A 20493-nucleotide genomic window follows, 5' to 3' on the forward strand; every position below is an offset into this window, starting at 1 on the left:
AGAGGTGATACCCCATGTCCGACACCCGGTTCACATGCGCCGACAGCGCCGTCCTGACCATCCTCAAGACCAGCGAGGAGGTCAACCAGCTCAAGGATGTCGATACCATTCTTGACAAGATCCTCTATGAATCGAGACGGTTCGCCAATGCGGACGCAGGCTCGATCTTTCTGGTGGAAAAAGACAGTCTCCTCTTCAGCTACGTGCAGAACGACACGCTGTTTAAGGGCGAATCGGCCAATGCGGCCCTGTATCAGAACTTCGCCATTCCCATCAGCGAGCAGTCCATCGTGGGATATGCGGCCAAGACCCGTTCCAATCTGGTCATTGACGACGCCTACGAGCTGGATCCGACCCTGCCCTTTTCCTTCAACAAGTCCTTTGACGAGAAGTCCGGCTACCGGACCACGAGCATGCTGACCATTCCGCTCATCGCCCAGGAGAGTCGGCTGGTGGGTGTCATGCAGCTGATCAACGCCCGCGACGAGGCGGGCGCGGTGCAGCCCTTTTCGGCCGAGGCCCAGACCTACATCCCGCTTTTCTGCAACAACGCCTCGGTGGCCATCGAGCGCGGCATCATGAACCGCGAGCTGATCCTGCGCATGATGCAGATGGCCGAACTGCGTGACCCGACCGAGACCGGGGCCCATGTCCAGCGCGTGGGCGCCTACTGCGCCGAGATCTATGGCACCTGGGCGGCGCGGCGCAAGCACTCGGCCAAGGAGATCAAGCGCACCCGCGACAACCTGCGGCTGGCGGCCATGCTCCACGATGTGGGCAAGGTGGGCATCTCCGACAACATCCTCAAGAAACCGGGCAAGCTCACGGACGAGGAGTACGAGGCGGTCAAGTGGCACACCATCTACGGTGCCAGGCTGTTCAAAAACCAGACCTCCCCCCTGGACGCCATGAGCAGCGACATCGCCCGCTGCCATCACGAGAAATGGGCCGGGGGCGGCTATCCGGGCACGGTTTCGCCGGACCTGTGGTCGCCCCAGGCGAGCATGGGCGGTTCCTTGAGCGGAGAGGCCATCCCCCTGGCTGCGCGAATTTGCGCCGTGGCCGATGTGTACGACGCCCTGTCTTCCCCCAGGTCCTACAAAGACCCCTTTCCCGACGAGAAATGCCTAGCCATTCTCGAAAAGGACGCAGGCACCCACTTCGACCCCGAGGTGGTGGAGATATTCGTGGAAATATTTGATGTCATCAAGGCCATACGCGACAAGTTCAAGGAGACCCCGCACCCATGATCGCCCCCAACTCGCCCGCCGAAGGAAAACCCGCCAAGCTCTACGACATGGTGGACCCGGCCGATGCCGAGTGCGTCCTGCGCGAAGCCGAGCGTTGTCTGCGCGAGTTTTATCCCGGCTTTGACGCCGCGTTGCTGCGCCGCGCCTTTGGCGACGTGCAGCGCCTTTTCCTGGGCCAGTATCCGGGCTACCGGGCAAGCAACACCAAGTATCACGATTTCGAGCACACCTGTTCGGTGGTCCTGGCCCAGACCCGGCTCATCCACGGGGCCATGAGCGAAGGCGTCGTCTTTGCTGAGATGGAGGCGGTCAAGGGGTTGCTGGCCAGCCTGTACCACGATGTGGGCCTGATCCAGGCCGAGGACGATACCCAGGGCACCGGGGCCAAGTACACCGTGGGCCATGAGGAGCGCTCCATCCAGTTCATGCGCCAGAACCTCAATGGCTCCCTGCCCGCCGACGACATCGAAGACATGGCCGACTGCATCCGCTGCACCATTCTGGCCATGCCTCCGGCGCGCATCGCGTTTCGCTCCGACGCCATGCGGCTTATGGGCTGGTTTCTGGGCAGCGCCGACCTCCTGGCCCAGATCGCGGACCGCTATTACCTGGAAAAGCTGCTTCTGCTTTTCGAGGAGTTCAAGGAGGCGAGGCTGCCCGGATACGACACGGCCTTCGACCTGCTGGTCAAGACCCGCGGGTTCTACCAGGACGTGGCCCGCAAGCGGCTGGACAACGACCTGGGGCGGGTGGACCGCTACATGCGCGCCTATTTCAGGCACCGCTTCGGCGTGGACAGGGACTTCTACGCCGAGGCCATCCACCGCAACCTGGATTATCTCGACACCATCGTCAGCGCCTGCAGCGAGGACATCGAGTGCTTTATGCGGGGGTTGCGGCGAAACGATCCTTTGTAGCCGGTCCCGGGGAGGGCCTGCATGATCGACGAAGGGTACGCTTACGAGTCGATGTTCGTGGCCCGTCAGCCCGTGTTCAGGGCCGACGAGTCGGTCTGGGGCTACGAGCTGCTTTTTCGCTCCGGGCAGGAGAACCTGGCTGTGGTCCAGGATGACGCCATGGCCACCTCGGCGGTCATTGCCGACGGCATGAGCATGGCCATGGAGGGGGTGGCCGACTCCGCCCGTTTCCTGATCAATTTCCCGGAGCAGATGCTCATCGACGGCGCGGGCTTTGCCCTGCCTCCCGAGCGGTGCGTGGTGGAGGTGCTGGAGCACGTCACACCCTCAAGGGAGGCCCTGGCGGCCGTGCGCAGGCTCAAGGAAGCGGGATACTCCATTGCCGTGGACGACTACTTTGGCCAGCCGCAGTTGCGTCCCTTTCTGGAGCTGGCGGACATCCTCAAGATCGACATACTGGCTCTGGACAGTGATCCGGCCCGCATTCGGGGCGCCTTGGAGGGCGTGGCCGGGGGCGGCTTCAGTCTTCTGGCAGAAAAGGTGGAGGACGATGTCACGTTCCGCACCCTGGCCGGGATGGGATTCTCCCTGTTCCAGGGCTTTTTCTTCAGCCGTCCCCAGGTCCTGTCCGGCCGCAAGCTTTCGGCCCTGGAAACCACCCGGCTCCAGCTCCTGGCCGAGCTCTCGGGCATGGATTTCGAGCCCCGGCGGCTGGGGCAGATTCTCGAATCCGACCCCAACCTGAGCTACCGCCTCTTCCGCTACATCAACTCGGTCGGGTTCGGGCTGCGCGAGAAGGTCACCTCCCTGAAGCGGGCCATAGACATGATGGGCATGGTCCAGGCCCGGCAGTGGCTCGGTGCCGTTGTCCTGGCCGATATGAACCCCTCGCCCAGAGCGGGCGAGCTGGCGGTCATGGCCGTGCAGCGGGCCAAGTTTCTCGAAGCGCTCTGCTCCGAGGCGGGCCAGGAGATGTGTCGGCCCGACGCCCTGTTTCTTGCGGGTCTCTTTTCCCTGCTCGATGCCATGCTTGGGGTGCGTATGGGCGACATTCTCACGGGCCTGCCTCTGGACGAGGAGATCGTCATGGGCCTTTCCGGCCAGGGCGAAATCCACGACCTGCTCTCCCTTGCCCACAGCTACGAGCGCGGCCACTGGGCAGACACCACCCGTCGCGTCAACCGTCTCGGCCTGACCGTCAGCCAGGTGGACCGGCTCTATGCCCGGTCCCGCTACTGGGCGCAAAAGGTGGTCGGCGGCGGATAGGGGGCCGACACGGGTCGGAGGAGGGCACACCTGCCATTCCTGGCCGTCGGTTCTCTGGACGGGCGTTTTGTCCAGACCTTTGCAAATCCCTTTAGACTTTTTCTGGAAAATGTGTTGGGCTCTTCGGGCGCGTGACCCGAAGGTCCGGCAAGGAGCCAGAATCGATGGACAATGCGGCAAGACTGCCCATAGGCATGTTTGACTCAGGGGTGGGCGGGCTGACCGTGCTGCGCGCCCTGCGCCAGCGCATGGCCTGCGAGGATGTGATCTACCTGGGCGACACCGCCCGGCTGCCTTACGGAACCAAGTCGCCCCAGACCGTGGCCCGGTATGCCGTGCAATGCGCGGCCGAGCTGGTGCGCCGGGAGATCAAGCTGCTGGTGGTGGCCTGCAACACGGCCTCTGCCGTGGCCATCGGCCCGTTGCGGGAGGCGTATCCCGGCATCCCGGTCATCGGGGTGGTGGAACCCGGGGCCCAGGCGGCCTGTCGGGCCACCCGCAACCTGGCCATCGGCGTCATCGCCACCGAGTCCACCATTGCGGGCGGGGCGTACCAGCGGGCCATCCACGCCATTGAACCAAAGGCCCGCATCCTGGGCCATGCCTGCCAGCTCTTCGTTGCCCTGGCCGAAGAGGGGTGGACCGAGGGGGCCGTGGCCGAGGGTGTGGCCGCAAGGTATCTGCATCCCCTCTTCCATCCCGCTTCGGGCACGGAAAGCCCGGTGGCGCCGGATACCCTTGTCCTGGGCTGTACCCATTTTCCCCTGCTGGCTCCGGCCATCCGGTCGGTGCTTGACCCGTCCGTGGTCATTGTGGATTCCGCTGCCACCACGGCCGAGACCGTGTACGCCGAGCTGGCCCGCCTGAATCTTGGCAGACCGGGCGCGGGCTGCGGCGAGACCGCATACCTGACCACGGACGACGCGGCCCGGTTTGCGCGAACAGGGACGCGGTTCCTGGGCACACCCATCACCGAGGGCCAGGTGGAGCTTGTGGATTTGTAGAATCTTTCCGTTTATTTGACGATGAGCACCGAGTTCCTGGCCCTGGCCGCCACCTCGTGGGCCACGCTGAAAGTCTTGGCAAACCACGGCTTGGCCGACTCGGCCATGACGATCAGGGAAAAGTCGTACCCCAGCTCGGTGATGATTTCCGCCGGGTCGCCCGTCTCCACCAGCAGTTCATGCGGCACCACTCCGTTGTGCCGGAAAAAGGCGTCTGCCTCGTCCACGGCGCGGCGTGCGCTCTCCTGTCCGGTCTGGTTCGGGGCCACAGAAAGCAGGGAGACCGGGCAGTCGCAGGCTCGGGCATAGCGGACCGCCCTGCCAAGCATGGCTTTGGAGCGCTCGGTCTCCTGCACACAGACCAGATGCCCGTGTCCCGGCTCCAGGTGGCGGGCCACGATGACCGAGCGCTTGCAGTGGGCGGCCACGTTCAGGGCCAGGGATTTGGGAGCCAGATAGCGGCGCAGCCCTTCCACCGGGTCGGGCGAGCCGCCCACGATGACCAGATCGGCGTCAAAGCGTTCGGCCTCGTCCACCAGGGTGGAGGTCACGTCGCAGCTGGTGCGCAGCTTGAGGACCACCGTGCCGCCGCAGGAGCCCTGGTATTCGCGCACATACTCTCCGGCGGGATCGCCCCCGGTCTGCACATGGCGCCACTCGGACCCGCCCTTGATGGCGCCCAGTTCGCGCAGGATCTCGCCGCCCTTGCGCAGGGCGGCCATGCCGGGCAGCTCAAGGCCCCAGTCCAGGATGTTTTCGCGGGCCACGCGCACCTCCATGCCGCCCGAAGTCAGACCGCTGTCCTGGGGGCGGACATAGAGCAGCTCGATGCTGGGGCAGTTCTGGCCGCTCATGCGGGCCGCGAACTTCAGCCCGGTGAAGGCCTCTGGCCCGCCGCCTATGCCTATGAGAATCCGCATGGGCGTCTCTTGGTGGGTCATCTTGTCTCCTTAGGGTCTGACCAGGGGCAGCCCGACCAGCGGCCAGTAAAGTTTCGAGGCGAGGAGCATGACGGCAAAGGACATCAGGGCCATGCGCCAGCCCACCTTCATGAAGTCCGACGGGCGCAGGTATCCCGAGGAGTGGACAATGGTGGAGGCCGGGGTGCCGATGACCGTGAAGTAGGCAAAGGCGCTGGACATGGCCGTGACCATGCCCACGGCCAGGGGGTTGCTGCCCGTGCCCATGGCGATGGAGAGGACGATGGGGCCGAGCACGGCTACGGCCGCGCCGTTGCTCATGGTGTTGGTCAGCAGGGTGGTCAGGAGCATGACCGCGGCCAGGAGCCCGATGCCCCGGTCCATGCCCAGGGGGGCCAGCCCGTTCATGAACAGCCCGGCCACCCAGGCCGCGGCCCCGGTATCGCGCATCTGGACGCCAAGGGAGATGGCCGCCGCATAGAGCAGGACAACGCCCCAGTTGACGCCGGTATTGATGTCCTGCCACCGGACCAGCCCTGTGACCAGGAACAGGGTGGCCCCGAGGATGGCGACGGTGCCCATGCCCACCTTGGACGAGAATCCCACCCACCCGATCAGGGTGAACAGGAACAGGGCGATGGCCAGGTAATGACGGCCTGTCAGCCCTCCCTCGCTCCGCACCTGGGCCTTGAGCTGCTCCACGGCCGGTCCGAGGTCGGTGATCTCGGTCCTGAAGGTGCGGCGCAGGATCAGGTGCATCAGCGGCAACTGGATCAGAAAGACCGGGTAGGCGTAGACCATCCACTTGAAATAGCTGACCCGGAACTGGTGGGTGGCCGGATCGTCGGCCGAGTAGAAGAAGTCGCGCAGGTAGTCGATCATGATGGCGTTGCGCGCCCCGCCCGAGGGGGTGCCGATGCCGGCCATGGCGCAGGCATAGGAGATGGAGAAGAGCAGCAGCACGGCCAGGGCGCGCCGCCGGTTTTCGTCGTCCGTGGCCAATTGGAGCAGGGAGAGGGCCACGGGCAGCATCATGGCCGCCACCGTGTGCTCGCCGATGAACGAGGCGAGCAGACCCGAAAAGATCGAAATACCAAACGCTATGTTGTATGTATTCGAACCTGTAATACTGACGATGAGCAGCGCCAGCCGCTTGTCCAGTTTCTGTTTGACCAGGGCCACGGCCAGCATGAGGGAACCCATGATGAACAGGACCGAGTCCTTCATCAGCGAGCTGGCCACCAGGGACGAATCCAGCCCGAGCAGAAAGACCTGACCCAGGATGATGAGCAGGGCCACGGCGGGCAGGGGGATGGGCTCGGTCACGAAAAGGATCGTGGCCCCGGCGGTCATGATCAACACCCTCCACCCCTCGGGGGAGACCCCCTCGGGCACGGGTGCCACAAGCATGACGGCCTGGATGGCCAGGGTGATGAGAAACCAGCGTTTCTCGCGAAGAAAATGTATCACGATAGGATGAACATACACGAGTTCGCGGGTTGTCGCCAGTCCTGGCAAGGGATTTTGGATACCGTCCGTTCCGGGAGGCGTCTTTTCATTTCTGCCCGGTTGGGGTAAATTCAACTGCCCGGCGTGTTCGCGCCGACCACAACCTTTAGTCGGAAGCCCAGGAGGCGCCCGTGAAGCGCACCATATCCGCCCTGGCTCGCAACGAGCCCGGCGTACTGGCCAAGATGGCCGGAGAGTTTGGCCGGTATGCGGCCAACATCCTTTCCCTGGCCGCCGGGGAGACCGAAAACCCCGAGGTCTCCCGCATCGTGGCCTGCATTGAGGGAGACGACGCGGCCATTGACGCCATCACCCGACACCTTGAGGCCCTGGACACCATCATCCAGGTGGACGACCTCTCGCGCAACGACTTTGTGGACCGCGAGCTGGTGCTGGTCAAGGTGGAGATGGACCCGGCCCGCACCGCCCAGCTGATGCAGGTCTTTGAGGTCTTCCGGGCCAGCGTGGTGGGCATGGGGCGTGAGACCATCACCGTGGAAATGGCCGGAGACCAGGGCCGGGTGGAGGGACTCATCCACATGCTCAAGCCTTATGGCATCAAGTCCCTGTGCCGTTCGGGCATGATCGCCCTCAAGCGCGGGGACGAGTAGCCCGTGGCCGCCTGCGCCGTGATCCCCAGCCAGGAGCCGGTGACCAGTCTCGACGGGCTGGTGCGGGCTGCCCTGGCCCGAGGGCCGGGCGTGCCCATGCCCCGCGTGGCCATCGCCCGTTCGGCCGAGGGATTCGTGCTCAGGGCGGGCATCGAGGCCTTTGAAAAGGGCATCGCGGAGCCCATTCTCATCGGCGATATGGACGCGACCCGGCGCATCGCCGACGAGCGCGGGCTGGACATCTCCCGGTTCCGGGCCATCGAAATGGCCGACGACCAGGGGGCCGTGGCCGAGGCTGTCCGTCTCTTTCGCCAGGGCGAGGCCCAGTTGATAATGAAGGGGCTGGTCTCCACCGCCACGCTGCTCAAGGCCGTGCTCGACAAGGAGACCGGCGTACCGCATCCTTCGCGCATCCTCAGCCATGTTTCGGTTTTCGAGTCGCCCCTGGACGGGCGGCTCATGCTCATGACCGATCCGGGTGTGAACATCAGCCCCACGCTGCAGCGCAAGGCGGACATTCTGCGAAACGCCCTGGACGTGGCCCGCTGCCTGGGCATGGCCGCGCCCCGTGCGGCCATCCTGGCGGCCACCGAGAAGGTCAACTACCCGGCCATGCCCGCCACCCTGGACGGCGACATCCTGACCAAGATGGCGGCCCGTGGCGAATTCGGCGACGCAGTGGTGTCCGGGCCGCTTTCCCTGGACCTGGCCGTGTCCGCCGAGATCGCGGCCTGCAAGCGATACGAAGGGCCGGTGGCCGGATGCGCCGACATCCTGGTGACGCCGGACATCGAGGCGGGCAACATCCTTTACAAATGCCTGTCCGTGTTCAGCGCACGGGTCATGGCCGCCGTTGTGGTCGGCAGCCGGGTCCCCGTGGTGGTCCCCTCCCGCGGCGACTCCAACGCAAGCAAATTCCACTCCATAGCCCTGGCCAGCCTGCTCGCCCTGCGCGGCTGCGGCTAGGCGGCCCGCAACCCCGGCCAAAGCGCCCGCAGGAGACGCCATGCGCGTGTTTGTCATCAACCCCGGCTCCACTTCCACCCGACTCGCCCTGTACGAGGACGATCGCCCCGTCCTTGTCAGGGAGCTGCGCCACCACAAGGCCGAGATAGCCCGTTTCGCCCGCGTCGCCGATCAATTCCGGTACCGTCTGGCCGCGGTGGAGGCCGTGCTCGGCGAATGGAAAACAGACCCCGCAGACCTGGACGGTGTTGCCGGACGCGGCGGCCTGCTGCGTCCCCTGGAAGGGGGTGTTTACATTGTGTCTGACGAAATGCTTATCGATTTGGAATCAGCCCGCCACGGGGAGCATGCCTGCAACCTGGGAGCGCCTCTGGCCCGTGAGCTGGCGGACAGGGCCGGGGTGGAGGCGTACATCGTCGACCCGGTGGTCACGGACGAGCTGGCCGAGGTTGCCCGGTTCACCGGACTGCCCGGAATCCGCCGCCGCAGTCTGTTCCATGCCTTGAGCCAGCGCGGCGCGGCCCGCACGGCAGCGGCCCGGCAGGGAGCGGGGTATGATGAGGCGGATTTCATCGTCTGCCACATGGGCGGGGGCATCTCCATCGGCGCCCATCGGCGCGGCCGGGTGGTGGAGGTGGTCAACGCCCTGGACGGCGAGGGACCTTTCTCGCCCGAGCGCACGGGCGGCCTGCCCCTGGTGCCTCTGCTGGAGCGGATCGAGCGTGGCGAGGGCACTCCGGCGGAGTTTCGGCGCATGATCCAGCGCGAAGGCGGGCTCTTTGCCCACCTGGGGACCAACGACCTGCGCGAGGTGCTCGCCCGCATGGACCAAGGGGACGAGCCGGCCTCAATGGTTTTCCACGCCCTGGCCTACGGCGTGTCCCGGTACATCGGCTCGCTGGCCCCGGTTCTGGCCGATGGTTCCGGCCGGGTCGCGGTGGCGGCAGTGGTGCTCACGGGCGGCCTGGCCAGAAGTGATCGCCTTGTCAATGAAATCAAGCGGATGGTCGGCTATCTCGGGCCAGTGGAGGTGGTCACTGGCGACGAGGAAATGGCTGCCCTGGCTTCCGGAGTGGGCCGGGTGCTGCGCGGCGAGGAACAGGCCAAGGACTACGACGCATCCCGGCCGTGAGGTCCAGAGGCCGGAAATCCTTCGGCCTTATCCGTTGACCGGGCCTGCCCGGCCTGCTACCGAAGAGGACGGCCCATGATCTCGGGAGCGCGAGCCCTCTGTCGCCGGAGGGCTGAATATAATTGCCACGCCCGGCGGTGTTCCCTAGGTTCCCCCCAGGGTTGTCCGGGCCGGACGATCCACTCCAGGCAGCAAGGACAGCAAGAGAATGGGATCGCTTTTTTCCAACACCATCTCCCTGCGAACCAGCGTCGGCATCACGGACGCCGAGTTTGTGCAGTTGCGCGACTTCATCTACGAGAAGTGCGGCATCTATGTGGACATCAAGCGCAAATATCTCTTTGAGAGCCGTTTTTCCAAGCGATTGGCCGAGTTGGGGCTGCCCGGCTTTGCCGACTATATCAAGTACCTCAAGTTCGACAGCCGCAAGAACGAGGAACTGGCCCGTCTCTTCGAGCTGGTGACCACCAACGAGACGAGCTTCTGCCGCGACGGCAAGCAGCTGGAAGCCTTTCAGGACAAGGTGCTCAAGGAAGCGCTGGACCGTCAGCGCAAGGCCGGGCGGCTGGAGTTGAACATCTGGTCCGCAGGCTGCTCGTCGGGCGAGGAGCCCTACACCCTGTCCATTCTTTTGCACGAGACCCTGCGCGCCGAGCTGCCGCGCTGGCGCATCGCCATCACCGCCGTGGACCTCTCCCGGGCCATGATCGAGCGGGCGAAAGAGGGCGTGTACGGTGACTATGCCTTCAAGACCACGCCCGACGACATCCGGCAGCGCTACTTCACCAAAGACCCCGGCGGCTGGAGGATCAAGCCCGAGGTGGCCCGGCTCGTCGCCTTCCATGAGATGAACCTCAACGACCCCCTGGCCCTGAAACGGGTGCCGCGCTCGCATATCGTTTTCTGCCGTAATGTGGTAATCTATTTTGACGACGCCATGAAGAGGAAGGTGGTCAGCGCGTTCTATGACAACCTTCTGCCCGGCGGGTATCTGATGCTTGGCCACTCCGAGACGCTGCACAAGGTCTCGTCGTCGTTCAAGCCGGTCTACCATCCCGGGACCATTGCGTATTTGAAGGAAGGCTAGCCTGGCCGAATCGGAGGAAGCGTTGGCTATCACACCCCTTGATCAACTGACCGCAGGCATGGTTCTGGCCTGTGACCTGATGTCCCGTGACGGAAGGCTGCTCTTTCGGTCCGGCACCCAGTTGGAAGAGCGCCATGTGGAGCTTTTGCGCCGCGCTGGCGTGACAGGGGCCGAGGTGAAGCCCGGCCCCCAGACCCTGGGGCCGGAAAAACTCCGCGAAATAGAGGGATATGTCCGCGATTTCTTTCTCTACGCCAATCCCGACTCGCCGCCCATCGTCGCCATGTTTCACTTGGCGCTGGAGATGACGGCCGCGGCCGTGTCGCAGGGGTGGGAGCTGCCCGACAGCAACACCCGCCGGGCCGCCAACGTGGAGCATATGCACGATCTCTTCCTGCGGGGGCTGGGCACCCCGGAGACCATCGTTCGCCACGAAACCGAGCTGGCGAGCTTTCCCGACATCTATTTCCGCATCCGGCAGGTGCTGGAAGACGAAAGCGCCTCGGCCGAGCGCATCGCCAAGGTGGTGGGCACGGACATGAGCCTTTCGGCCAAGCTCATCAAGCTGGTCAACAGTCCGCTCTACGGGCTGTCCCAACCTCTGGACTCCATCAGCCGGGCCGTGGCCCTGGTGGGAGCCAAGGAACTGTCCATCCTCGCGCTGGGCATCTCGGCCATCAATTATTTCAGGGATATTCCGCCGGAGTTGGTGGACATGCGCAGCTTCTGGCGACACTCCATCACCTGCGGCATCTTTGCCAAGATTCTGGCCGGAACCCAGACCGGACTCTCGCCCGAGCGCTGCTTCATCGCCGGACTGCTCCACGACGTGGGGCGGCTGATCCTGTTCAAGAAGCTGCCTTACGCCTCCACCGAGGCCATGCTCTTTGCCCGCGAAAACTCCATTCCCCTGGTGGAGGCCGAGCGAGCGGTCCTGGACTTCACCCACACCGACATCAGCCGTCCGCTGCTCGCGGCCTGGAAGTTTCCCGAGGAGCTTTCGGCCATGATCAACTACCACCACGACCCCATGGACCACCCCAATCCGCTGGAGCCGGCAATCATTCATGTGGCCGACTGCCTGACCAACGCGGTGGAAATCGCCCAGGGCGGCATGTACGTGGTTCCGGGCGTGGATGAGCGCGTCTGGGAGCTGCTCGGGCTTGATGCCCGGGACGTGCTCGTTTCGGCCGCAGACAAGTACTGCGAGCAGATCGACAACATCATGGAAGCGTTCTTTTAGGCCCCTCGGCCGTCCCCTGGCCCCCTGGCCGGACGCCTCCCAGACCGGGTGGGCGTTCTTATCCCGTATTCATTTCCCCGCGTTGTTGCCGATGCTCTTTCGCGAAGCTTGCGGGGGGGCATGGCGAGGAGCGGGACGCTGTCAAAGACCGCCCGACGGGCGGAGAGGACGCGGCAGGAGAATGCGGCGCGAGGCAGGCGGGCGAGGGCTGCGCTTACGGTCTTTCCGCCCGGCATGTCCGTTCCGGGCGAGGCTGGGCGCATCCGGCCCGCCTTCAAGGGAGGCGAGGGACTCGGTCACTAGGTCGGCGTTGGGGGAGCCGGGGCGGGCGAGGCGCAGCAGGGTCAGCGCGGCCGCCAGGGTCAGTAGCAGCGCGGCCAAAGGGATGGCGTTGCACATGACGGGCCTCCTTCTTTGTTCCAGAGGACCAGACGCGGGTGACGGTTTGACGAAGGCGGGATGACGCTTGGGTGAAAGGCGTCGGTGCCGGGATCAGGCGGGTCAGGCGGAGTTTTTCTTTTTGGCCGGGCGCTTGAGCCGCTTGCCTGCGGCCAGGAGTTTGCGCAGTTGGGCGGCGGCTTCCACCGGGTCGTTTTCGTGGAGGAGAAACCGTTCCGTCGAGGTCTGGAAGTGCCAGCCAGCCGGGCGGGTCAGCAGCCTGGCTCCCCGTGAGCCGAGATACTCCAGGGCCTCGGACTCGGCGGCCACGCACTCCAGTCCGGCCAGCACGGCGCGGCGCTCGTCCATCTCGCGCAGACGGCTGGAAATCTCATAGGCCGAGCGCAGGATGTCGTCCGGCTGGAGGTCCGTGGTTTTTTTGCGTCCGGAAAGATATCGTTGCAGTTCGTTGAGGTCTTCCTTGAGCTCCTTGACCTCGAACAGGGCCTTGTCTTTGGACTGATCAATGCTGTCGGTAAGTTGTTTGTAGATGGCGCGGAGTTTGCGTGTGGACATGTGACCTGCTTTCGCGTTGCGGTTGGTGGTCTGCTTCGCCTGTTGCCGTCAAGGCTAGCCCATTTTCGCGGCCCAATGCAACAGGTCGGGCCGGAAAAAACGTCTTTGCAGGTCAGGCTCTTGGTTCTTCCACCTCCACAAGGGCGGGCAGGATCAGGCCGAAGAAGGCGGGGTCCTGGCCGGTGAAGCGCCAGCCGAGCATCCCGGCGCACCCGGCGCAGAGCACGGCCTGCCATGCGTATCCGGCAAACCAGGAGAACTCGGCCGTGGGCGGGCCGGAGGGCAGGATGTTACGGGCCGAGGCAAAGCAGCCGATCTCGAAGACATGGCCGTGGGGATTGAAGAACACATGACGGTGGGCGCCGCCCACGGTCACGGCCAGTTGCCGGGCCGTGACCACTGTGCGGCAGACGCGGCAGGCCAGCGCGGGCCGGGCCGGGTCCGGGAGGGTCTCGTTGCCCGGCGCGTTGTCCGGGGCTGCCGGGATGGTGTCATTCCGGTCCGCGGCCCCCGGCGCCTCCTTGAACAGGGCCGGCCTTGGGCCGGGCGGGAGGCCGGGGGTGCCAGTGTCTTGCCGCAGGTGCATACTCTTAGCATACGCCACTTAGGCGGGAAAATGAAGGGGTGGGGCCAAAGGGACACGCCACCGGCACATCCGGCGCTCATTTTTTACGCCAGCGAGGGAATGCGCCATGGCAGAGCGTTGCGGCCCAACGTAGCGTGTCATGTCTCTCTTTTGGCAAGGGGGCTCGCGGCCGTCACAAGGTCGAGCGGATCAGGGCCACGGCGATGGTCCACATGGTCAGGCAGACCACGGTGTCGAGCACGCGCCAGGTGGCCGGACGGCGAAAGAGGGGGGCGAGCATCCGCCCGCCCGCGCCCAGGAGCGCGAACCAGAGGGTGGAGGCCGTGACCGCGCCCAGGCCGAAGAGATACCGGCCCGAGCCCTCGAACCGGCCCGACAGGGAGCCCATGAGGACCACGGTGTCGAGGTAGACATGGGGGTTGAGCAGGGTCACGCCGAGGGTCAGGAGCAGGGTGCGCCGCAGCCCCGCAGGCGCTTTGCGGTCTGTGTTCAGCGAGCCGCCGCGCATGGCCGAGCGCAACGAGCCAAGGCCGTACCAGCCCAGAAAGGCGGCGCCGCCCCAGGCGGCCCCCTTGCCCAGAATCGGACTGGCGGCCACCAGCGTGCCCACCCCGGACACGCCCAGGCCGAGGAGCGCCCCGTCGCACAGGATGCAGACCAGGACCACGGGCAGAATGTGGTTGCTCCGCACCGCCTGGGTCAAAACAAAGGCGTTTTGCGCCCCGATGGCCACGATGAGCCCGCCGCCCATGGCGAATCCCTGAATGAAAGCCGACATGTCTGCCATACCCTCCGTTGCGCATGGTGTAGGCGAGCACTGGCGACAAGGGAAACGCATTGTTTTCATCATCCATAAGCTGTGCTAATGATCGCCCATGCTGGACTACAAGTTGGTGGAGGCCCTGGCCGCAGTGGTGGCCGAGGGCGGGTTCGAGCGGGCAGGGCGGGTCCTGGGGCTGACCCAGTCGGCCGTGTCCCAACGGGTGAAGCAGTTGGAGGAGACGGCCGGGCGGGTGTTGCTGGTGCGCTCCTCGCCGCCGCGGCCCACGCAGGCCGGGCGCGAGGTTATCGCCCTGCATCGTCGGGTGCGTCATCTGGAGAACGATCTGTGGGCCGGGCTGGGACGAGGCCGCGGCGGTATGCCGACCCTGGCTGTGGGCATCAACGCGGACAGTCTGGCCACCTGGTTTTTCCCGGCCCTTGACACCTTTCTGGACCGCGAACCCATGCTCCTGGACCTGCGGGTGGACGATCAGGCCCGGACCCACGCCCTGCTGCGCGACGGCGAGGTGGCGGGCTGCGTCAGCGACCGGGCGACGCCCGTGCAGGGGTGCGCGGTCCACCTGCTGGGGGTCATGCGTTACCGGCTCTACGCCACTCCGTCCTTTCGGGAGCAATGGTTTCCCGCGGGCGTGACCAGGGAGGCCATGGGGCGGGCGCCGCTGCTCATCTTCAACCGCAAGGACGCCATGCACACCGCACTCCTGAGCCAGGCCCTGGGGGGCGAGCCTGCAAGCTACGCCGCCTGGTATCTGCCCTCGTCAGAGCGATTTGCGCCGGTCATCGGCGCGGGCCGGGCCTGCGGCCTGTTGCCCGACGAGCAGGCGGCCGCGGCCACAGCCAGCGGCGAACTGGCGGACCTGCTGCCCGGTCATGTCCATACCGTGTGCCTCTTCTGGCACTGCTGGAATTTTGACGCCGGGATTCTGGGCCGGTTTACCGAGGCCCTGATAGCCGGAGCCCGCAGCCTCCTGGACAGGGGCGACTGATCGGCCAGGGCGCAAGCCCGGGAACCAGTTTCAAGAAGGCCGCAACAGAGCCGAAGCGATCACGGGACCTTTTTCTGATTTGCCAATCCATGCAGCGGGTTGAGCTTTTGCATAGTCGGCTGTTTGTTCTGTCTGGTGTCCGATTTGGCTCGATGTGATCACGCGGAATGGCCGTTTCCGGGCGCGATCATCCGCGCAGGGTCCGTGAGCCGGTCGAACTCGGCTGCGTCCATAAGATTCAGGGCCAGGGCGGCCTCGCGCAGGGTCAGCCCCTTATCGTGGGCGTGGCGGGCGATGCGCGCCGCCTTGTCATAGCCAATGGCCGGGCTCAAGGCCGTGACCAGCATCAGGGAGCGCTCAAGGTGCGCGGCGATGCGCTCGCGGTCCGGCGCAAGGCTGTCGAGCAGGTGGGCGCAGAAGCTCTCCATGGCATCGGCCAGCAGCCGGATGGAGCTCATGACATTGTGGACAATCAGCGGTTTGCAGGCGTTCATCTCCAGGCTTCCGGCCGCGCCGCCCAGGGTCACGGCCGTGTCGTTGGCCATGACCTGGAGGCAGGCCATGACCATGGCCTCGCACTGGGTGGGGTTGACCTTGCCGGGCATGATGGACGACCCGGGCTCATTGGCCGGGAGAATCAGCTCGCCCAGCCCGGCCCGGGGGCCGGAGCCCAGCAGCCGGATGTCGCAGGCGATCTTGTGCAGGGAGACCGCCAGGGTCTTGAGGGCTGCCGAGAGATGGACGAGATCGTCGTGGCTGCCCTGAGCCGCGAACTTGTTGGGCGCTGGCGCAAAGGCCAGCCCGGTCAGCCCGGCCACCCTGGCCGTGGCCGCCGCGTCGAAACCCGGATGCGCGTTGACGCCAGTGCCCACGGCCGTGCCGCCAAGCGGCAGGCGCAGCACCCCTGCCAGGGCTGCCTCCGTCCGGTCCATGCCGTCCCAGACCATTGCCGCGTAGCCCGAAAACTCCTGGCCCAGGGTCAGGGGCGTGGCGTCCTGCATGTGGGTGCGCCCGAGCTTGACCACATCGGCCCAGGTCCGGGCCTTGTCCTCCAGGGTCCTGGTCATGCGCCGGGCCGAGGGCAGCAGGGACCGGGTTACGGCCAGGGCGGCGGCCACGTTCATGGCCGAGGGAAACACGTCGTTGGTGGACTGGCTCATGTTGACGTGGTCGTTGGGGTGGACCGGCTCGCCCGAGCCCAGGGGGATGCCCGCCAACTGGGAGCAGCGGTTGGCGATGACCTCGTTGACGTTCATGTTGTATTGGGTGCCGCTGCCCGAGATCCAGACCGGCAGGGGAAACATGGCCGCGTGCTCGCCCGCCAGCAGCTCGTCGCAGACCTGCGCGATCAACCCGGCCCGTTCCGCATCGAGCCGTCCGGCCGCTCCGTTGGTTAGAGCGCACGCCTTCTTGATAACGGCGAAGGCCTCGATCATCTCCTCGGGCATGGGCTCGCGGCCGATGGCGAAGAGAGTCAGGGCGCGCTGGGTCTGCGCCCCCCACAGCCGGTCCGCAGGGACCGCCACCGGCCCCAGGCTGTCCTTTTCCATCCGGGTATCGCTCACGGCCGCCTCCTGGCTTGCGGTTGATGCGGGTCCATGCTCCCTTCTGGGTCATGGGGCGGCTGGTGTCAATGCCTGGGGCGCAGCGGTCCTTCTCCCTGCATTTCCTGTTGTCCCGGCCCCCGGTTGGCGCTATCGGTAGCGGATGGCCTGGGAGGGGCTCGGGCCGCGATCGTCAACACCTGCCTTCAACACCGTGAGGGTTAACGCGCCATGAAGCGTCTGCTCAGGTACATCATCTCCCGCCAGGGGCTGCTGGTCGTCAATTTCGCCATTGTGGCGTTCATCGCCATCGTGGCCGTGGAATCGTGGGAACTGCTGACCGACACCGTTCACAATGCGGACGAGATCGGCGAGATCCTGGATGCGGTGGGCATCGTGCTCGTGGCCTGGGGCGTGGCCCTGGAGGAGCGCGCCACCCTGATGAACGCCTTTGGCGCGTACAAGGAGGGGTGCCCGGAGTCCGAGGCCATGATCGACCGCGAGTGCCACATCTACGGCATGGCAGCCCTGCTGCTGGGCCTGTTCATGGAGGTGGCCGTGGAGCTGGTCAAGGTGCCGGATACGGTCATCAACACCTTTGGGATCGAACATGTGCTCTTTGGCGTGGGCATACTCTTCATGCTCGTGGCCGCGACCCTGCTCGGGCGCATGAATTATGAAATCCTGCGCATTGCGAAAACCGCCTGCCAGACGGCGTGACGCGATACGTTGGAAGGGGCGGAGAACCATGCCGAACAACGCCGGTCCTGTTTATGCCCGACCCCGTCGGGTCAACGGAGCTGCGCCATGACCCCGCTGCTGGCCGATCTGATCCTGGCCGTGCACGTGCTTTTTGCTGCCTATAACGTGCTCGGGCTGGCCGTTGTCTGGATAGGCGCCATTGCCCGCTGGCGTTTTGTGGGCAACCGCTGGTTCCGCGGGACGCACCTTGCGGCCATGGGCATCGTGGTGGCCGAGGCCCTGCTGGGCCAGGACTGCCCGCTGACCATCTGGGAAAATCAGCTCAGGGCCGCGGCCGGACAGGGGCAATACGCCGAATCCTTCCTCAGCCACTGGGCCGAACGCTTCTTCTATTTCGACGCCCCGCCCGAGGTCTTCACCGTCATCTACGCGGCCTTCTTCGGGCTCATGGTCCTCTCAATCCGGCTCGTGCCGGTGCGCTGGCGAAAGGGCTGACCCCGGCCCGGAGCCGGATGCGCCAACCACAGGAGATGTCATGCTGGTCAATCCCGCCCGTATCCACCGCCTCAATGCCGCGCCACATGTTCCCGGCCCCATCCTCTACTGGATGAGCCGCGACCAGCGCACGGCCGACAACTGGGGGCTCCTCCACGCCCGCGAGCTGGCCGGGCGCGATCATCCCCTGGTGGTCTGCTTCTGTCTGGTGCCCGACTATCCGGGGGCCACCCTGCGCCACTACGATTTCATGCTCTCCGGCCTGGCCCGTGTGGAGGCGGATCTGGCCGCGCTGGGCATTCCCTTTATTCTGCGCCGTGGCGACCCGGGTGTGGTCATTCCCCGGCTGGTTGCCGAACTCGGCGCGGGCGGCGTGGTCACGGACTTCGACCCCCTGCGCATCAAGCAGGGCTGGCAGCGGGCCGTGGCCCTGGCCCTGCCCGTGGCGCTGATGGAAGTGGACGGCCACAACGTGGTCCCGGCCCGGCAGGTGTCGCCGAAGCAGGAATACGCGGCCCGGACCATCCGGCCGAAAATTCACCGCCTGTTCGGAGAATATCTGGAGGAGTTCCCGGCTCTTGAGCCGCAGGCAGCGGCCGCCCCGAGCCAGCCACCCACGGATTGGGAGGCGCTTCGCGCCGGGCTGGATGTGGACGCTGCCGTGAGCCCCGTGGATCTCGTGGCGGGCGAAGACGCGGCCCGCGAAGCCCTGGCCCGGTTCGTGACCGACAGGCTGGCCGTCTATGCCGAACGGCGCAACGACCCCAATGCAGGGGCCACCTCCCGCCTCTCGGCCTATTTTCATTTCGGCCAGATCGCGCCCCAGCGGGCCGCCCTGGCCGCTGCTGCCTCGGGCCGGGGCGAGGGGCAGGCCGCGTTCCTGGAAGAGCTGGTGGTCCGGCGAGAGCTCTCGGACAACTTCTGTCTGCACAATCCGCATCACGATACCCTGGCCGGGGCTCCTGTCTGGGCGCTCAAGACCCTGGACGAGCACCGGGCCGATCCGCGTCCGTATTGCTACTCCCGGGAGGAGTTCGAGGGGGCGCGGACCCATTCGCCGCTGTGGAACGCGGCCCAGAACGAGATGCGCCGCACCGGATTCATGCACGGCTACATGCGAATGTACTGGGCCAAGAAGATCCTCGAATGGTCGTCCTCGCCCGAGGAGGCCCACGCCACGGCCCTGGCCCTGAACGACCGCTATCAACTGGACGGCCGCGATCCCAACGGCCATGTGGGCGTGCTCTGGTCCCTGGCCGGGCTCCACGACCGCCCCTGGAAGACCCGTCCGGTCTTTGGCTCGGTGCGCTACATGAACGAACGCGGCTGCCGCCGCAAGTTCGACGCGGACCGATACATCGAGCGCTGGGGAGGGTAGTCAATGGTCGGGTGGCAACCTCGGCGAGGGGCTCGGCCCGGCACGCCGGATTGCCCCGGCGATGCGGCGTCGGAGTTACCGTGCGCCGCGGGCGCAAAGGAACTCGGCGTAGGTCCGGTCGGTGCGCTGGAGGTGCTTGGTCATCCAGTCGCGCAGAAAATCGTACACTTCAAGGTCGAGGATGTCGGTGTCCTGGCTGGCTCTTCGGAGAAAGTCGTGCACCTGGGCTGTCAGGCTTTCATGTTCGGCTATGTGGGGCTTGAGCAGATCTCCTGGATAGCCGTGCTCCACGAGCAAAGCCTCCTCATGGGCGAAGTGCTGTTCCGCATAGCGGGTCAGCTCGGCGAGTATGCCGAGGACAGCCGCGCTGGCGTCGTCTTTGACGATGGACAGAAACAGCCGGTTGGTTATGGCCACCAACTCCTTGTGCTGCGCGTCAATGGACGGCACGCCCACCGAGTCCTCTTCGTTCCAGAGAATCTGATTCGTCCCCATGTCCCCCCTCCCTTGTTCCCGCAAGGCCGATCCGCTTCCGACCCTTCCCCCCCCAATTCCACCATATCCCGAACGGTGCGGGCAGAGCAACCCGGGCGCATGTCCTATTCCGGCCCGATCAGTATAAAAGACGGAGATCATGGGCATCAAAGTTCAAGGCCTGTCCACGCAAAAGAAAAACGGGCTACAGCATAAACTGTAACCCGTTGTATTTACTTGGCGTCCCCAAGGGGGTTTGAACCCCTGTTGCCGGCGTGAGAGGGTATACTGAAAACCACGGAAGGCCGCTTACCCACGTGATTTCAGCAGTTTGCAAACGCCACCAACGCCACGAAAAGCACGTTTGACACGCATGGAGCCACGGACGAGCCACGTGGAAATGGGCCTCCTTTGCAATCTCAGTCGTAGCCACCGGCTTTCAAATAATTGTTGACGACATCTATTCTTTATGCTATTATAATATATAGAAAAGAGGTTAACATGGCCACCTGCACCATTTCTCATAACGACTTTGTGTCTTTCTTGGGCCCCAAGGTACGAGACCTCTGCACGGCAACAACCACACTTTTTCTCTTTAAGTATTTGATTTATTATGCTATTCTTTCTTCATTCAAAGGAGGAAGGCATGGCTATTCGGCAGAAAGGACCTCGGTTGGGTGATTATT

The 20493-nt window shown here is 65.1% G+C and carries 20 protein-coding genes; 13 read left to right on the forward strand and 7 right to left on the reverse strand.

What is annotated here, in order from left to right:
• Positions 1–14: 14 nt before the first annotated feature.
• From GKC30_RS08390 to murI, 4 genes are all read left to right on the forward strand, one after another.
• Positions 15–1250 (forward strand): HD domain-containing phosphohydrolase, encoded by a 1236-nt coding sequence (locus GKC30_RS08390; protein WP_155933980.1) that lies wholly within the window; start codon positions 15–17, stop codon positions 1248–1250.
• Positions 1247–2167, forward strand: coding sequence for a hypothetical protein (locus GKC30_RS08395; RefSeq protein WP_155933982.1), 921 nt, complete (start codon positions 1247–1249; stop codon positions 2165–2167). The genes GKC30_RS08390 and GKC30_RS08395 overlap by 4 nt, the downstream gene beginning before the upstream one ends.
• A gap of 21 nt (positions 2168–2188) precedes the next feature.
• Positions 2189–3433 (forward strand): EAL and HDOD domain-containing protein, encoded by a 1245-nt coding sequence (locus tag GKC30_RS08400; protein WP_155933984.1) that lies wholly within the window; start codon positions 2189–2191, stop codon positions 3431–3433.
• 164 nt (positions 3434–3597) lie between these two features.
• Positions 3598–4437 (forward strand): glutamate racemase, encoded by an 840-nt coding sequence (gene murI / locus GKC30_RS08405; protein ID WP_155933986.1) that lies wholly within the window; start codon positions 3598–3600, stop codon positions 4435–4437.
• Positions 4438–4448: 11 nt separating this feature from the next.
• On the opposite strand, the gene GKC30_RS08410 is transcribed toward murI, so the two are convergent.
• Both GKC30_RS08410 and GKC30_RS08415 read right to left on the reverse strand, forming a co-directional pair.
• Positions 4449–5378, reverse strand: a complete 930-nt coding sequence (locus tag GKC30_RS08410) for a universal stress protein (protein WP_155933988.1) — start codon at positions 5376–5378, stop codon at positions 4449–4451.
• Between the two features lie 9 nt (positions 5379–5387).
• A complete protein-coding gene (locus GKC30_RS08415; protein WP_367614042.1) occupies positions 5388–6827 on the reverse strand; it encodes an SLC13 family permease in 1440 nt (479 codons plus the stop codon).
• A 170-nt stretch (positions 6828–6997) separates the two neighbouring features.
• Between GKC30_RS08415 and ilvN the strand changes: the two genes are divergently transcribed.
• The 5 genes from ilvN to GKC30_RS08440 all read left to right on the forward strand — a co-directional run bounded on the left by ilvN (position 6998) and on the right by GKC30_RS08440 (position 11905).
• Entirely contained in the window at positions 6998–7477 is a 480-nt protein-coding gene (gene ilvN, locus GKC30_RS08420) for an acetolactate synthase small subunit (protein WP_367614043.1), read from the forward strand.
• 96 nt (positions 7478–7573) lie between these two features.
• Entirely contained in the window at positions 7574–8443 is an 870-nt protein-coding gene (locus tag GKC30_RS08425; protein WP_155934063.1) for a phosphate acyltransferase, read from the forward strand.
• Between the two features lie 40 nt (positions 8444–8483).
• Positions 8484–9575: a butyrate kinase gene (gene buk, locus GKC30_RS08430; protein ID WP_155933990.1), complete on the forward strand. Its 1092-nt coding sequence runs from the start codon at positions 8484–8486 to the stop codon at positions 9573–9575.
• A 208-nt stretch (positions 9576–9783) separates the two neighbouring features.
• Positions 9784–10662, forward strand: a complete 879-nt coding sequence (locus GKC30_RS08435) for a CheR family methyltransferase (RefSeq protein ID WP_155933992.1) — start codon at positions 9784–9786, stop codon at positions 10660–10662.
• A 22-nt stretch (positions 10663–10684) separates the two neighbouring features.
• Complete coding sequence (locus tag GKC30_RS08440; RefSeq protein WP_155933994.1) at positions 10685–11905, forward strand: HDOD domain-containing protein; 1221 nt, start codon at positions 10685–10687, stop codon at positions 11903–11905.
• Positions 11906–12406: 501 nt separating this feature from the next.
• Here GKC30_RS08440 and GKC30_RS08445 read toward each other — a convergent pair.
• The 3 genes from GKC30_RS08445 to GKC30_RS08455 form a co-directional block, all read right to left on the reverse strand.
• Positions 12407–12859, reverse strand: coding sequence for a hypothetical protein (locus GKC30_RS08445; RefSeq protein WP_155933996.1), 453 nt, complete (start codon positions 12857–12859; stop codon positions 12407–12409).
• A gap of 112 nt (positions 12860–12971) precedes the next feature.
• Positions 12972–13445, reverse strand: a complete 474-nt coding sequence (locus GKC30_RS08450; RefSeq protein WP_155933998.1) for a cereblon family protein — start codon at positions 13443–13445, stop codon at positions 12972–12974.
• A gap of 172 nt (positions 13446–13617) precedes the next feature.
• On the reverse strand, positions 13618–14223 hold the full coding sequence (locus GKC30_RS08455) for a LysE/ArgO family amino acid transporter (protein WP_155933999.1): 606 nt from the start codon (positions 14221–14223) through the stop codon (positions 13618–13620).
• A 97-nt stretch (positions 14224–14320) separates the two neighbouring features.
• On the opposite strand from GKC30_RS08455, the gene GKC30_RS08460 reads away from it, so the two are divergent.
• Positions 14321–15214: a LysR family transcriptional regulator ArgP gene (locus GKC30_RS08460; protein ID WP_155934001.1), complete on the forward strand. Its 894-nt coding sequence runs from the start codon at positions 14321–14323 to the stop codon at positions 15212–15214.
• 158 nt (positions 15215–15372) lie between these two features.
• Here GKC30_RS08460 and GKC30_RS08465 read toward each other — a convergent pair whose 3' ends face one another.
• Positions 15373–16764, reverse strand: coding sequence for a class II fumarate hydratase (locus GKC30_RS08465; RefSeq protein WP_155934065.1), 1392 nt, complete (start codon positions 16762–16764; stop codon positions 15373–15375).
• 225 nt (positions 16765–16989) lie between these two features.
• On the opposite strand from GKC30_RS08465, the gene GKC30_RS08470 reads away from it, so the two are divergent.
• The 3 genes from GKC30_RS08470 (at position 16990) to GKC30_RS08480 (ending at position 19333) form a co-directional block, all read left to right on the forward strand.
• Positions 16990–17478, forward strand: coding sequence for a hypothetical protein (locus tag GKC30_RS08470; protein WP_155934003.1), 489 nt, complete (start codon positions 16990–16992; stop codon positions 17476–17478).
• Positions 17479–17565: 87 nt separating this feature from the next.
• On the forward strand, positions 17566–17955 hold the full coding sequence (locus GKC30_RS08475; protein WP_155934005.1) for a DUF2784 domain-containing protein: 390 nt from the start codon (positions 17566–17568) through the stop codon (positions 17953–17955).
• 40 nt (positions 17956–17995) lie between these two features.
• A complete protein-coding gene (locus tag GKC30_RS08480; RefSeq protein WP_155934007.1) occupies positions 17996–19333 on the forward strand; it encodes a deoxyribodipyrimidine photo-lyase in 1338 nt (445 codons plus the stop codon).
• A gap of 75 nt (positions 19334–19408) precedes the next feature.
• On the opposite strand, the gene GKC30_RS08485 is transcribed toward GKC30_RS08480, so the two are convergent.
• A complete protein-coding gene (locus GKC30_RS08485) occupies positions 19409–19828 on the reverse strand; it encodes a bacteriohemerythrin (RefSeq protein WP_155934009.1) in 420 nt (139 codons plus the stop codon).
• Between the last annotated feature and the right edge of the window lie 665 nt (positions 19829–20493).

It is taken from the genome of Pseudodesulfovibrio alkaliphilus (assembly GCF_009729555.1).
In the GTDB taxonomy this organism is placed as follows: Bacteria; Desulfobacterota; Desulfovibrionia; order Desulfovibrionales; family Desulfovibrionaceae; genus Pseudodesulfovibrio; species Pseudodesulfovibrio alkaliphilus.